We start from the raw sequence: 14,869 nt of genomic DNA, 5'->3' as shown, positions 1-14,869 counted from the left end.
TAACATATAATAAATGGCTAGTGCGAAAAGTTTTCTAGCCCCGGATTTTGAAGGTGTTTCTATACTGATTAGGCGAAATACCATATTTTTTCTTAAATGCAGTATAAAAATAATTACTATTACTAAAACCAACTTCAGTAGATATTTCAGAAACTGTTAGGCTAGTTGTTTCAAGTAAAACCTTTGCCTTGTTAAATCTCAACTCAGATATATAAGTAGATAAAGATTTATTCTCTGTAGTCTTAAATATTGCTCTTAGATAGCTAGATGAGATATTTACATAGTCGGATATAATATCTACAGATAAATTTGGGTTATTATAATTTTCGTTTATATAAGCTATGGTATTTTTTATAATATCATTTTTTTTGTTTGATTTTTTCTCATCTAATTGAGTAATAGAACTTGTATATAAATCAATAAACCAGCTTTTTACCTCGGTAAAGGTTTCTAGTTTATCTAAATTGTTTAAGAAACTTTTAAGGTTAATGTTTGAACTCTCATTATTAATGTTGTACAAAGTATCAATTAGTTTTTTTGAATGTAATGCTAATTGAGATATTCCAAGGAGCATATTGCTGTAAGAGTAAGAACTTATTTTTTCTAGTATTCTGTCCAGTTCCTTTTCCATGTTTTTTATATTTGCTAGCTTAACTGCACTAAATAAAGCGTTTTCAATCTCATCTGGATACTGATACTCACTATTTAAGTTTAGGATGATTTTATCATAATTTAATATAGAGCCTGAGCCAAATTTTAATGTGTAATTTAAATAGTTCATAGCAACTTCATAAGAAGTAGATATTTTGTATAAATTATCAGCACAACATCCTATAGCAGCAGATAGAGAAATATTATAAAACAACATAACGTAGTTCTGAATTTCTTTTATAAGATTTTCAACTAAGTCTAAATTGTCAAGACTTCCTCTGTCTGATGTGTTTAAAATAAGAGAAATATGTTTTTTACCTATGGATATACATTCACTATTATAAGCCTTTGAAGAAACATCCTGACATATGTTGCATATTCCAAACCTTAGAAGTTTTCTGTCTTCATGGGAATATTTAGAGTAAAACTCAGAAATTTGATCAATCTTAAATAAGATAACTAAATTAGTTCCTTCTGATACTTTAATACTTAATTCATCTAACCTTTCTTTTATGTCTTTGAAATTTGTTAAATTATTTAGTAAGAGACTTTCTATTAACCGATTTCTTAAAAATTTTCTATCCTCAAAGGAAAGTTTTTTTAAGGAAATATTCTCATTAAATACTGAATCTATAGCTAAAGATAAAAAATCGAATTCATTTGATTGTATTTCGCCTATCAGATTATGTTTTATAATTTTATTTTCAACATCTTTTACAATTCTCCCTATAGGCGAATATATTTTTTTAGATATGAAGTAGGAAACTATAATACCTATAAAAAGCAAGCTTATAAAGATTATTAACATTAGATGATTCATTTCCTCCATACTTCCTAGTAACGTATGATATGGAGCTACTGCTATAAGCTTTAAACCAAGTTTATCTGAAGAATTATAAGATATTACACAAGGCTCACCATTTATGTCTGATAAAAAACTACCTTTAGAATTATGTTCATTAAGTATAGTTTTTACGTATTCAAGGGATGAAACATTTTTAAGAAACATACTTGAATTTGAGTGGAAAATTATATTTCCAGTGTTATCAATAGCGAATATATCACACTTATCCTTAGAAATAGTTTTAAAGTATTTTTCAATTTCATCTACAGATAAATTTAAAATTATAGCTCCATCCGGCAAGTTATTTTTAGAATTCTTAGTATTAGAAAATGTGATAGAAAGAATATTTCTATCATATTTCAAGTTGTCCTTAGATAAAAAGCTTACTTTTCTTGGAGTTAAACCTGTACTAAAGCCGTCAGGAGAATCACTGATAAGGGGTAAAAGACCCTTATCATAAAAGTTGTTGATGTCTACAGTTTCACTTATAGAGCTATAGACCTTTCCACTATTATTATTGTAGACATAGACTGAATGAATAGATGGTAAAGGAAAATTCAATTGAAGTATCTTCGAATTTTCGTTGGAACTATAATAATTATTTTTACCGTAATACATTAGGCTATATATATCTTCGTTTAGGTATAACTGATATAAAAACAGCTTGGACCAATTTAATATGTAGTCTGTATAATAAATAGCTTGATTTAGTGTTTTTTCAGAACTTCCTATGGAGTTTTCTATTAGTTGATTTTTATAGCTATTATATAGAACTGTGGTTGTTATAGAAAGTATCAGCGAAGTAAGTATTATGTAAGATAGGATTAGTTTTATAAAGGTACTTTTTAAATTAATCTTTTTATTTATTAAAAAACCTTTCATTATCTCTTTCCTTTCCTAAGTATTATTTATATTTAGGACTAATTTATAGACATACCCTATTCATTTTTAAATAAAAAGTCATAAATAAAAGTAATAGATTTATATCTATGTACATAGTAATTGGGAAAGTTAAAGAATGTCTGTCTCAAAAATAAAAGTAATAATAATAAACTATACATTGATAGAATAATTATATCAGAAAAGTTAAATAATGGAACGGTATTTGTATTATTATTTTATTCAAAAAACAAAGAAAAAATTAAAAGTAAAAGTTTGAAGCTTTAAAAAAATGAATTATTATAAACATGCAGAGGGAAAAAATGGCGTTTTTCTACGGTTGTACTAAATATCTTTCACATAAATTAATATATAGTTTCGATAGGAGGAGGGTAGTACAGCTTATAAATTGCATTTATAAATTGAAACTTAATTAAATAAGGGGGAATTTTAATGAAGAGGTATGGAAAAATTTTAGGAATACTTGCTATTACAGCGGTATTATCATCAACTTTTGCTGGTTGTGGAAATAAGGCAGCAGATAACAGTCAGCAGACATCAGGCAGTAAGGATGGAAAGACTAATGTAGCAGTTGTATTAAAAGCGTTAAATAGTGACTACTGGAAAATAGTTCAGGCTGGAGCAATGGATGCTGGTAAGGCTTTAGGAGTAGAAGTAAAGGTGCTTGGTCCAAATGATGAAACGGATATAGCAGGACAAACATCTATTATGGAAGACCAAATAACTAAAAAAGTATCCGTATTGGTAGTAGCACCATCTCAACCAAGTGCAGCATTAGCTACCTTTGATAAGGCTGATGAGGCTAAAATCCCTGTTGTACTTATAGATACTGACGCAAAGTGGGATAAGAAGAAATCTTTTGTAGGAACAGGAAACTTAGCTGGTGGTAAACTTGGTGGTAAATTCTTAGCTGATAAAATTGGAAAGGGAGCAGAAGTAGTTATTATAAGGGGAGCATTAGGTGATGCAACTCATGATGAACGTGTAAACGGTGCCAAGACAGAACTTGAAGCTGCTGGAGTAAAAGTAGTAGAAGTACAACCTGCAAATAGTGATAGAAACAAAGCTATGTCCGTAATGGAAAACTTATTACAAACTCATCCTAATGTAAAAGGCGTTTTCTGTTCAAATGACGAGATGGCTTTAGGTGCTGAAAGAGCTCTTAAGCAAGCTAATAAAGCTAACGTAGCTGTAGTAGGATTTGACGGTTCTCCAGATGCTTTAAAATCAATAAAAGCAGGAGAACTTACAGCATCAGTTGCACAAAGTCCATACAATATAGGAAAACTAGGTGTTGAAACTGCAGTTAAGGCTGCAAAGGGTGAAAAGGTTGATGTTAGAGTTGATACTGGAACAAGTGTAATATCAAAGGAAAACGTAGACCAAGCTCAAGCAGACTTAGATAAGATTTTGAAAAAATAAGAATAATATAGCCATATTATAGCTTTTATAAAGCAAAGCAATTAAATTGAAAGATGAGCCCAACTAGTAAAAACTCCAACGGAGTTACAAAATGAAATTGCATCAAAATACTATGTTGGGCCCATCAAATAAGTTTTATAGCTTACAAAAATTGAGGTGGTTTGAATAATGGAAAAACCGTTTATTGAGCTAAAAGGTGTTTCTAAGATTTTTCCGGGAGTACGGGCCTTAAATGACATAGACTTAGATGTATATCCAGGAGAGGTACTAGGACTAGTTGGGGAAAATGGTGCAGGTAAATCTACATTAATTAAAATTTTAACAGGAGCTCATAAAAATGATGAAGGACAGATATTAATAGAGGGAAAAGAAACTAAAATTAATGGACCTAAGCATGCCATGGAATTAGGTATAACAGCTATTTATCAAGAATTAAATATTGTTAAACAGCTTACTGTGGCAGAGAACGTATTTCTAGGTAGAGAGTTAAAGAATAATGGTAGATCTGGATTGCTTAATATAAAAGAAATGAGGAAAAGATCCTCAGAATTATTGAGAGAATTAGGTCAGGAGATTGATCCTAGAATAGGTATAGATAGATTGGGAATGGGAAAGCAGCAAATGGTGGAAATTGCTAAAGCCCTTAGTGTTAAAACAAAACTTCTTATAATGGATGAGCCTACCTCCAGTTTAAGTAACAGAGAGGTAAGAGAGTTGTTAAGAACTGTAAAAAATTTAAAAAGTAAAGGTATAGCTATAATATTTATATCCCATAGACTTGATGAAATAATGGAGATATGCGATAGAGTTACCGTAATGAGAGATGGAGAAAAGGTAAAGACTCTTCCTATTGGTGAGGTTACTACTGATGAGTTAATTAAGCTAATGGTTGGAAGAAATTTAGAGCATCAATTTCCAAAGGTGAACACAACCTTAGGAGAAGAAGTTTTAAGAGTTGAAAATTTGAAAAGTACAGGAGTATTTGAGAGCATAAGCTTTAGTGTTAGAAGAGGGGAAATTTTAGGTCTAGCAGGACTTGTAGGGGCAGGAAGAACAGAGGTTGCTAGAGCAATATTTGGTGCAGACCGGATAAACTCAGGTGACGTATATATTCATGGTAGAAAAGTAAGAATAAAGTCTCCTGAGGATGCTATGAAATCAGGAATTGCATTTCTTACGGAGGACAGAAAGGGACAAGGTTTGATTCTTGGCAATACTGTTTCCTTCAATATGAACATTTCTTCATACGATAAAATAAAATCTAGGTTTCTATTGAACATGAAAAAGTCTAAAGAAAGATGTAAAGAAAATATCAAAAAGCTAAATATAAATCCTCCGTCAGAAAAGTTTATAGTAAGACAGTTAAGTGGAGGAAACCAGCAAAAGGTTGTTATAGCAAAGTGGCTGAATACAAAGGCAGACATATTTATCTTTGATGAGCCTACTAGAGGAATAGATGTAGGGGCAAAGGTAGAGGTTTACAACGTTATGAATGAGCTAGTCTCTAATGGTGCAGCAATAATAATGATATCTTCTGAAATGCCAGAGATACTAGGCATGAGTGATAGAGTTATTGTTATGCATGAGGGAAGGATTACTGGAGAATTTGCTAGAGAAAATGCAAACCAAGAAAATATTATGAAAGCAGCTTCAGGGGGGGTGTAAGTAATGGAACAAGAGAGAAAAAAGGATAGGTTTAACGTATCAGAAGATAAATCCTTAAGAGCAATTTTATCTAAATTTGGGTCTTTACTAGGATTACTATTGCTCTGTGTTATTTTAACTTTTGCTTCAGATCAATTTTTAACTTTTAAAAATATCATGAACATAGCAAATCAATCAGCACTAAATAGTTTAATCTCAGTAGGTATGCTGTTAACTATATTAACAGCAGGGATAGACTTGTCTGTTGGTTCTGTATTAGCTTTATCTATTTGCGTAATGGCAGTAGCAATAACAAAATGGCACCTTAATGCTATGATGGCAATTATACTATGTCTAGTAGTTGGCTCTTTTCTAGGGTTTATCAATGGGATACTGCTTACAAAATTGAAATTACCTCATCCATTTATATCTACATTAGCTATGAAAAATGTGGCAGCAGGCTTGGCACTTATAGTTACAGGAGCATCACCGATATCAGGTTTTTCTAAATCTGTTCAATTCTTAGGTTCAGAGAAAATAGGTCTAATTCCAGTTAGTTTTATATTAGTTATAGCTGTATACGCTATATTTCACATATTTTTGAATAGAACTGCTCAAGGAAGATATATATATGCAGTTGGAGGTAATCCAGAAGCTGCAAAGTTATCAGGAGTTAATGTATCAAAAACTCTAGTTCTAGTCTATTCTCTAAGCGGTTTTATGGCAGCCCTTTGTGGAATAGTTTTAGTAGGAAGAGTTAACGCTGCTTTTCCGCTGGCAGGATTAAACTATGATGCGGATGCTATTGCAGCCTGTATCATAGGAGGGGCTTCCTTCATGGGTGGTTCCGGTACAGTATGGGGTACACTAATAGGTTCTATGATTATGGCTGTACTTAGAAATGGACTGAATCTTCTAGGAGTACCAGCAGACGTACAGACTGTTGCTATAGGATTAGTTATAATTGGTGCTGTTTATGTGGATGTTTTAAGAACTCAGGCTCAAAAGAAGGCTAAGACAAATTCAAATAGCAACACAAATACTAATACACCGGTTAATGTAAAAGCATAAAAATTGGAATATTATTCATACAATAAAGAGTTTCTATCTAAAATTGAAAATAGCAAGGACGGGAGGAAAAAACATTGGAATTAAGAGAAAGAGCATTAAAATTTCATAAAGATAACAAAGGAAAAATTGCCTTAAGGTGCAAGGTGCCGGTAAAGAATAAGGAGGACTTAACTCTTGCATATACTCCAGGGGTAGCAGAACCCTGCTTAGAGATTGAGAAAAACTATGATTGTATATATGACTATACAGCAAAGGGAAATTGGGTAGCTGTTGTTACTAATGGAACAGCTGTACTGGGACTTGGAGATATTGGTGCAGCAGCAGGGCTTCCAGTTATGGAGGGTAAAGCTGTTTTATTTAAATCCTTTGGAGGAGTGGATGCTTTTCCAATATGCTTAGAAACTAAAGACATAAATAAGATTGTAGAGACGGTAAAACTTATGGAATCTGCTTTTGGCGGCATAAACTTAGAGGATATTAAGGCACCGGAGTGTTTTGAAATAGAAGATAAATTAAAGGAAATATGTAATATACCAATATTTCATGACGATCAGCATGGAACTGCAGTGGTGTCTTCTGCCTGCCTAATTAATGCCCTAAAAATTACTAATAAAAAATTTGAAGATTTAAAAGTGGTTATTAATGGTGCTGGTTCTGCTGGAATTGCTATAACAAAGCTTCTGTTAAAGATGGGAACAAAAAATATAATACTTTGTGATACTAAGGGAGCTATATATAAAAGCAGAACAGAGGGCATGAACAAATATAAAGAGGAAATTGCTCAAATAACAAATCCTGACCAAGAACAAGGTAATCTTGAAAAGGTGCTAAAGGGAGCAGATGTATTTTTAGGAGTTTCAGCAGCAAACTGTGTAACACAGGAAATGGTTAAATCAATGAATAGTGACTCAATAATAATGGCGATGGCAAACCCAAACCCAGAAATACTTCCTAACTTAGCAAAGGAAGCAGGGGCTAGGGTTGTATGCACTGGAAGATCTGATTACCCAAATCAAGTTAACAATGTCTTAGCTTTTCCAGGAATATTTAGAGGGGCATTAGATGTTCGTGCTAGCGAAATTAATGATGAGATGAAGATTGCAGCAGCCTATGCAATAGCAGAACTTATAAATGAGGATCAGTTAAGAGAAGACTATGTTATTCCAGAGGCCTTTGATTTGAGAATAGCACCAAAGGTTGCTTTATATGTGGCGAAGGCTGCTATTGAAACAGGGGTTGCAAGAAGAAAGGATATTACTCCAGAAATGGTTGAAGAGCATACAATTGAACTTCTTAGACAAGGTCTATAAGAGATAGATTTGTCTAAAAAGAGTATAAGTATAATTTGAGTTTTAGGAGGAATTAAGGATGATAAAAGTAGGAGTTGTTGGATACGGCGTTATTGGACAAAGATTGGCAGATGGAGTTGCTCTGCAAGGAGATATGGAGCTTGTAGGGGTTGCTGATGTTTCGCCTACTTTAGCGGTAAGAGCTTTAAAGGAAAAGGGTATGCCTTATAACTTATATAATGCGATGGCTGGAAATGAAGGATTATTCAAGGAAGCTGGAATACCTATAAGTGGAACACTAGAAGATTTGATTCAAAAATGTGATGTAATTCTTGATGCTACCAGTGCTGGTATAGGTGCTAAAAATAAGGAGCTTTATAAAAAATATAATAAAAAAGCAATATTCCAAGGTGGAGAAAATAATGATGTAGCAGATGTGTTTTTCCATGGCTATGCAAACTATGAGAAAGGTATAGGAAAGCAATTTTTAAAGCTAACATCCTGTAATACTACTGGATTAATAAGAGCAGTAGACTGCATAGATAGAAAAGTTGGTGTAGAAAAGGTTGCAATTACCATAATAAGAAGAGTTGCAGATCCAGGAGATTACCACAGAGGGCTTACTAACGCACTTCAGGTAGATAAGGCTCCAAGCCATCAAGCCTTAGATCTTATGACTATAATGCCTCATGTAGATGCTACAGGGATACTTGTTCATACACCAGTAACTCACGGCCATATAATTACTGTTGTAGCTACGCCTAAGGAAGATATATTAAAAGAAGAACTATTAGATATTTTTAGTCAGCATCCAAGAATAAGAAATGTAAGACTTGTTGATGGATTCTTAGGAAATGCGTCTTTATTCAGGTATGCAAGGGACCTTGGAAACCCAAGAGGAGATATGTATGAAATAGCTGTATTTGAGGAGTCTGTTGTTAAGTCTGGTAAGGATATAATGTTTGCTATAAATATTCCACAGGAAGCGGTAGTTATACCAGAAAATATAGATGCGATAAGAGCAGCTATGGAAATGCAAAGGGACAGAATTGAAGCAGTTACAGAAACAAATAAGTATTTGGGGTTGGGAAAATGGATGTCAAAGTAGATGTTGGAATAAGGTCTATGGAGGAGTTTGACTATAAGGATAAAAGAGTTTTATTAAGGCTTGATATAAACTCTCCTATAGACATAGAAACTAAAAAGATTGTAAGTGAAAATAGAATAAATAAGAGTATTCCTACAGTTAAATATCTTATAGACAGGGGAGCAAAAGTAGCTATAATTGCCCACCAGGGAGATACGCTGGACTATCACAATTTAATACCAATGGGAGAACATGCAGAAAAGTTATCACAAAAGCTAGGTAGAGAAGTTAAATATATTGACGATGTTTGTGGTCCTGCAGCACAGGAGGCAGTTAAGAATTTAAAATCAGGAGAAGTAGTTCTCCTAGGAAATCTTAGATATCTAACAGAAGAAATATCAACCTTTGAGGATGCAGTAAAACTTGAGGCTAAGGATATGCTGAATACCTATTTAGTAAGAAGTCTTGCTCCAATAGTAGACTTCTATGTAAATGATGCCTTTGCAGCAGCTCACAGAAATGCTCCTTCAATGGTAGCCTTTCAGGAATTACTTCCTACGGCAGCAGGTTTGCTTATGTTTCAAGAGTTAAGTGCACTTACAAAGGTTATGGAATGCCCGAGCAAACCCTCTGTTTTTGTACTTGGTGGACTTAAGATATCTGATGCCTTTGGAATGATGAAACAAGTATTAGAAAATGGAACTGCAGACAAAATATTATGCTGCGGAGTTACAGGCAATATTATGTTGATGGCTAAGGGCTATAACATAGGAGAGGTTAACGAAAAATTTATTAAGGATAGAAAACTAGATGTATTTATAGGCTCTGCAAAGGAGTATTTAGAAAAGTATAGTGAAAAGATAGTTTATCCTCTAGATTTAGCCTATGAAGAAGGTGGTATGAGAAAAGAGACTTCTATTGATAAACTTCCTTTAAACCATATGTTCATGGATATAGGTTGTGAAACTATAGAGTTGTTTAAGAAAGAACTCTCTAAAGCAGGGACTATATTTGTCAATGGACCAGCAGGAGTTTATGAAAATAAAATTTTTGAAAATGGAACTAAGGGAATATGGACTTCTATAGCAGAAGCAAAAGGATATTCTGTTATAGGTGGAGGAGATACTGTTAGTGCCGCACAGCGTTTTATTGATACGTCAAGGATAAATTATGTTTGTACTGCTGGTGGTGCTATGGTTAGGTTCTTATCTGGAGTAAAATTACCTTTAATTGAAGCAATGAAAAAGGCTTATACACGGGAAGTGGAGGTATAGTATGTTAAGCTTAGAAAAAAAGAAGGAGCTAGAAGCACTGGCTCTTAAAATAAGGATTGAGACTATAAGAACTATTGGCACCTTAGGTTTTGGACATATGGGTGGAGCTATGTCAGTAGTTGATACATTAGCAGTTCTTTATGGTGACGTAATGAATATAGATCCGAAAAACCCAAGCTGGGAGGAAAGAGATTGGCTTGTATGCTCAAAGGGACATGCCGGCCCTGCGGTATACTCTACCTTAGCATTAAAGGGCTATTTTCCTAAAGAAGACCTACTTACCCTAAACAAACCAGCTACTCATTTACCAAGCCATTGTGATAGAAATCTTACTACAGGTATAGATATGACTACAGGCTCTCTAGGTCAAGGTGCATCAACAGCTTTAGGAGTAACAATTGGAAACAGACTAAAAGGAAGAAGCAATTATATTTATCTAATTCTTGGCGATGGAGAAATTCAGGAAGGTCAGGTATGGGAAATGGTTATGTGTGCTGCCCAACAAAAGGCAGATCATCTTATAGCCTTTGTTGACTATAATAAGCAGCAATTAGATGGATTTACAAAGGATATAAATGATTTAGGGGATATAGTGGCTAAATTCCAAAGCTTTGGATGGTTTTCACAAGAGGTTTGTGGCCATGATGTTGAGGAGATATATAATGCAGTTATTAAAGCTAAGGAGAACAAGGGAAAACCTTCGGTTATAGTGCTTAACACTATAAAAAGTAAAGGTTATTGTTTTGGTGAAGGCATTGTAAGTAACCACCATATTACAGTAAGCGAAGAACAGATGAAAGAAGCTATAAGACTTTTAGAAGATAAGCTGAAGGAGGTGGAGAAATAGTGGTTGTAAAATTAGCTGAAAAAAGAGTAAAAGAAGAAAAAGAAATGAGAACTATGTACTGTGAGACTCTTATGGAGTTGGCTGAAAAAGATGAGAATGTAGTTGTACTTGATGCTGATTTAATGAGTTCTATGGGAATGGTGTCTTTCCAGAAGAAATATCCTGAAAGAACCTTTAATGTTGGAATACAGGAAGCTAATATGATGGGAACAGCAGCAGGCATGTCTGCAGTAGGGCTGATTCCCTTTGCCCACAGCTTTGGTCCTTTTGCTACAAGAAGGTGCTTTGATCAAATATTTTTATCCTGTGGTTATGGAAAGTTAAATGTGAAAATAACCGGTAGTGATCCAGGAGTAACTGCTGCTTATAATGGAGGCACTCATATGCCTTTTGAGGATATGGGAATATTAAGAAATGTTCCTAATATAACCATTATTGAACCTGTAGATAGTACCATGCTTAAAGATATAATAGGACAGATTGCTTACAAATATGGTGTGTTTTATACAAGACTTCTAAGGAAAAATGCCACAAAGATTTATGCAGAAGGATCTACCTTTGAAATCGGAAAGGCTATACCACTAAGAGACGGCAAGGATGTAACAGTCTTTGCTACGGGCATAATGGTGGAAGAGGCCCTTAAAGCGGCTGAAGAGTTGGATAAAGAAGGAATTTCTGTAAGAGTTGAAAATGTATTTACCTTAAAGCCTATAGATAAAGAAGCAATAATAAAATGCGCTGAGGAGACAGGAGCAATTGTAACTGCTGAAAATCACAGTATTCTTAACGGATTAGGTTCGGCAGTGGCGGAGGTTGTTGTAGAGAGTGTACCAGTACCTGTTGAAAGGGTAGGTGTAGAAGATAGATTTGGTCAAGTTGGACCGGTAGATTATTTAAAAGAAGAGTATGGACTTACCTACAACCACATAATTACAAAGGTTAAAAGAGTGTTAGAAAGAAAGTGTAGCAAATAGCTTATATTTAAAATTTATGGAGAGGTGACGTAAGGTGTTGAGAATTAGACAAAAGGAAGCTTTTAGTTATGGCTATAACTCTATAGCTGCAATTGATGAAAAAGAGCATAATACTATGATGGACTTTGGCATATTGAGAATTGCTAAAGGGCAGGTGGAAATAGATAAAGACAGTAAAGAAAGGGCATTTCTTTTAATAAAAGGTGAAGTGGTTTTTGAATATGAAGAAAAAAAAGAAATAGCTGCAAGAAAATCTTGTTTTGATGAGGATCCATGGGTGCTTCATGTACCGAAGGATGTAGAGGTAAAAATTACTGGTCTTTCGGAAGATACGGAAATCTCTGTTACGAAGACCACTAATGACAAGGTATTTCAATCTAAATTATATACAAATAAAGAATGTAGAAGTGAAAATCGTGGAGCTGGAACAATGAAGGAGGCATCCACAAGAATTGTAAGAACTGTTTTTGATTATTCAAATGCAGATTATTCAAACCTAGTAGTAGGGGAAGTAGTAGATTATCCAGGAAAATGGTCGAGCTACCCTCCACACTATCATCCACAGCCAGAGATATACTTCTATAAGTTTAACCCTGAAAATGGATATGGCTTCTCTGAACTAGGAGAGGACGTAGTAAAAATAAAAAATAATGATACTGTAAAAATATTAGATAACGCTACTCATCCTCAAACTACAGCACCAGGATATGCAATGTACTACATCTGGGTTATAAGACACTTAGATGGAAATCCATATATAACTCCAACCTTTGTTCCTGAACATTTATGGGTTACAGAAAAGGATGCTAAAATTTGGCCGGATAAATAGAATTCAGTTAATAATATAAAGTGAATTTTAAAAAAATCAGCTTAAGTAATATACTCGTAAGAGTTTTTAAGAGGTGAAAATATGAAAACTATAAGACTTACAATGGCTCAGGCTCTTGTTAAGTTTCTTGATAACCAGTATATAGAGTTTGATGGCACTGTAACTAAATTTGTTAAGGGGATATTTACAGTCTTTGGACATGGAAATGTACTTGGACTAGGTCAAGCCCTAGAAGAAGATTCAGGAGACTTAATAGTTCATCAAGGTAGAAATGAGCAGGGAATGGCTCATGCAGCTATGGGGTTTGCAAAGCAAATGCACAGAAAGCAGATATATGCCTGCACCTCCTCTGTAGGACCAGGGGCAGCTAATATGGTGACAGCAGCAGCAACTGCAACTGCAAACAGAATTCCTGTACTTTTCTTACCAGGAGATGTATATGCAGCAAGGCAGCCAGACCCTGTATTGCAGCAGGTAGAGCATTTTCATAATTTAAATATAAGCACAAATGATGCCTTTAAAGCAGTAAGTAAGTACTGGGATAGAATAAGCAGACCGGAGCAGCTAATGACAGCAGCTATAAATGCTATGAGGGTACTGACAGACCCTGCAGATACAGGAGCTGTTACATTAGCACTTCCACAGGATGTTCAGGGTGAAGCCTATGATTATCCAGAGTATTTCTTTAAAAAGAGAATTCACAGAATAGAAAGAAGGCCTGCAACAAAGGAAATGGTTAAAGAGGCAGCAGAGCTAATTCTTAGGAAGAAAAAGCCTATACTAATCTGCGGTGGTGGGGTAAGGTATTCTGAAGCTGCGGAAGTATTTAAAGGTTTTGCGGAGAGATTTAATATTCCTTTTGGAGAAACACAGGCGGGAAAAAGTGCTGTTTTGTGGAGTCACAAATTAAATTTAGGAGGAATAGGAGCTACAGGAAACTTAGCAGCGAACACTATTGCCAAGGAGGCAGATCTTATAATAGGTGTTGGAACTAGATATACAGATTTTACAACCTCCTCTAAGTGGTTATTTCAAAATCCAGAGGTTGAATTTTTGAATATAAACATAGCTGAATTTGATTCCTATAAACTAGATGCAATTAAAGTTACTGCAGATGCTAAAGCAGCCTTGGAAGCTATAGGTGATGAATTGGAGAAGGTTGGATATAAATCATGCTATAAAGAGGAAATAAAAGAAGCTAAAGATAAGTGGCAGGCTGAATTAGATAGATTATTTAATTTAGAATATACCGGTGAAACTTTTAAGCCGGAAGTGGCTGGTCACTTAGATCATGTACTAGAGGAGTTTGGAAAGAAAACAGGAGCTTATCTTACTCAAACTAAAGTATTAGGGATGCTAGATGAAATGCTGGATGATGACGCAATAGTGGTAGGTTCTTCAGGAAGTCTTCCAGGGGATCTGCAGAGGGGATGGAGACCAAAGACAGTTAACAGCTACCATATGGAATACGGCTATTCCTGTATGGGCTATGAGGTAAATGCAGCTTTAGGAGTTAAGATTGCAGCTCCAGAAAAAGAAGTGTATTCACTATTAGGGGATGGTTCATATATGATGCTTCATTCAGAATTACCAACATCTATTCAGGAGAAAAAGAAAATAAATATTATAGTCTTTGACAACATGTCATTTGGATGTATAAATAATTTGCAAATGGGTAAGGGCATGGGAAGCTTTGGAACTGAGTTTAGATTTAGAAATGAGGAAACAGGCAAGCTGGATGGTGGCTTAGTTCCAATAGATTTTGCTATGAGTGCCGCTGCCTATGGATGTAAAACCTATAGGGTTAAAACTGTAGGAGAACTAAGGACAGCCATTGAAGATTCTAAAAAACAAACTGTATCCACCTTAATTGACATTAAGATACTGCCAAAAACTATGACTCATGATTATGAATCCTGGTGGCGAGTAGGCATTGCAGAGGTATCCAATAAGGAAAGTATAAGGAAAGCCCGTGAAGAATTAGAAGAAGAAATGAAAAAAGCTAGAGAATATTAGGGAGATGGGTGGAGGAATAGT

The 14,869-nt window shown here is 34.5% G+C and carries 11 protein-coding genes; 10 read left to right on the top strand and 1 reads right to left on the bottom strand.

The annotated features are described in order from the left end of the window. Positions 1-34 precede the first annotated feature (34 nt). Positions 35-2,377 carry an AraC family transcriptional regulator gene (locus N4T77_RS16425; RefSeq protein WP_261672933.1) on the bottom strand — a complete coding sequence of 781 codons (2,343 nt, stop codon included), beginning with the start codon at positions 2,375-2,377 and terminating at the stop codon, positions 35-37. Between the two features lie 450 nt (positions 2,378-2,827). Here N4T77_RS16425 and N4T77_RS16420 point away from each other — a divergent pair, with 450 nt between their 5' ends. The 10 genes from N4T77_RS16420 to iolD all read left to right on the top strand — a co-directional run bounded on the left by N4T77_RS16420 (position 2,828) and on the right by iolD (position 14,848). Further along, complete coding sequence (locus tag N4T77_RS16420; RefSeq protein WP_261672932.1) at positions 2,828-3,817, top strand: sugar ABC transporter substrate-binding protein; 990 nt, start codon at positions 2,828-2,830, stop codon at positions 3,815-3,817. A gap of 168 nt (positions 3,818-3,985) precedes the next feature. Then, positions 3,986-5,482 (top strand): sugar ABC transporter ATP-binding protein, encoded by a 1,497-nt coding sequence (locus tag N4T77_RS16415; protein WP_261672928.1) that lies wholly within the window; start codon positions 3,986-3,988, stop codon positions 5,480-5,482. Between the two features lie 3 nt (positions 5,483-5,485). Continuing rightward, entirely contained in the window at positions 5,486-6,532 is a 1,047-nt protein-coding gene (locus tag N4T77_RS16410) for an ABC transporter permease (protein ID WP_261672927.1), read from the top strand. Positions 6,533-6,606: 74 nt separating this feature from the next. Continuing rightward, positions 6,607-7,842, top strand: a complete 1,236-nt coding sequence (locus tag N4T77_RS16405) for an NADP-dependent malic enzyme (protein ID WP_261672926.1) — start codon at positions 6,607-6,609, stop codon at positions 7,840-7,842. Positions 7,843-7,900: 58 nt separating this feature from the next. Continuing rightward, positions 7,901-8,929 (top strand): type II glyceraldehyde-3-phosphate dehydrogenase, encoded by a 1,029-nt coding sequence (locus N4T77_RS16400; RefSeq protein ID WP_261672925.1) that lies wholly within the window; start codon positions 7,901-7,903, stop codon positions 8,927-8,929. Next, positions 8,914-10,182 (top strand): phosphoglycerate kinase, encoded by a 1,269-nt coding sequence (locus N4T77_RS16395; RefSeq protein WP_261672924.1) that lies wholly within the window; start codon positions 8,914-8,916, stop codon positions 10,180-10,182. The genes N4T77_RS16400 and N4T77_RS16395 overlap by 16 nt, the downstream gene beginning before the upstream one ends. A gap of 1 nt (position 10,183) precedes the next feature. After that, positions 10,184-11,029: a transketolase gene (locus N4T77_RS16390; RefSeq protein ID WP_261672923.1), complete on the top strand. Its 846-nt coding sequence runs from the start codon at positions 10,184-10,186 to the stop codon at positions 11,027-11,029. 44 nt (positions 11,030-11,073) lie between these two features. Next, entirely contained in the window at positions 11,074-12,003 is a 930-nt protein-coding gene (locus tag N4T77_RS16385; RefSeq protein ID WP_396125150.1) for a transketolase family protein, read from the top strand. Positions 12,004-12,037: 34 nt separating this feature from the next. Continuing rightward, positions 12,038-12,832: a 5-deoxy-glucuronate isomerase gene (locus tag N4T77_RS16380; protein WP_261672921.1), complete on the top strand. Its 795-nt coding sequence runs from the start codon at positions 12,038-12,040 to the stop codon at positions 12,830-12,832. 81 nt (positions 12,833-12,913) lie between these two features. Continuing rightward, positions 12,914-14,848: a 3D-(3,5/4)-trihydroxycyclohexane-1,2-dione acylhydrolase (decyclizing) gene (iolD, locus tag N4T77_RS16375; protein ID WP_261672920.1), complete on the top strand. Its 1,935-nt coding sequence runs from the start codon at positions 12,914-12,916 to the stop codon at positions 14,846-14,848. Positions 14,849-14,869: the final 21 nt, after the last annotated feature.

It is taken from the genome of Clostridium sp. CX1 (assembly GCF_025398335.1).
GTDB lineage: Bacteria > Bacillota > Clostridia > Clostridiales > Clostridiaceae > Clostridium_AM > Clostridium_AM tanneri.
This window is presented reverse-complemented; position numbering and strand designations above follow the sequence as displayed.

What these genes read in the sequence shown, in the direction of transcription:
- N4T77_RS16425 (WP_261672933.1), bottom strand. Translation starts at nt 2,377, where the DNA reads ATGAAAGGTTTTTTAATAAATAAAAAGATTAATTTAAAAAGTACCTTT.
- N4T77_RS16420 (WP_261672932.1), top strand. Translation starts at nt 2,828, where the DNA reads ATGAAGAGGTATGGAAAAATTTTAGGAATACTTGCTATTACAGCGGTA.
- N4T77_RS16415 (WP_261672928.1), top strand. Translation starts at nt 3,986, where the DNA reads ATGGAAAAACCGTTTATTGAGCTAAAAGGTGTTTCTAAGATTTTTCCG.
- N4T77_RS16410 (WP_261672927.1), top strand. Translation starts at nt 5,486, where the DNA reads ATGGAACAAGAGAGAAAAAAGGATAGGTTTAACGTATCAGAAGATAAA.
- N4T77_RS16400 (WP_261672925.1), top strand. Translation starts at nt 7,901, where the DNA reads ATGATAAAAGTAGGAGTTGTTGGATACGGCGTTATTGGACAAAGATTG.
- N4T77_RS16395 (WP_261672924.1), top strand. Translation starts at nt 8,914, where the DNA reads ATGGATGTCAAAGTAGATGTTGGAATAAGGTCTATGGAGGAGTTTGAC.
- N4T77_RS16390 (WP_261672923.1), top strand. Translation starts at nt 10,184, where the DNA reads ATGTTAAGCTTAGAAAAAAAGAAGGAGCTAGAAGCACTGGCTCTTAAA.
- N4T77_RS16385 (WP_396125150.1), top strand. Translation starts at nt 11,074, where the DNA reads ATGAGAACTATGTACTGTGAGACTCTTATGGAGTTGGCTGAAAAAGAT.
- iolD (WP_261672920.1), top strand. Translation starts at nt 12,914, where the DNA reads ATGAAAACTATAAGACTTACAATGGCTCAGGCTCTTGTTAAGTTTCTT.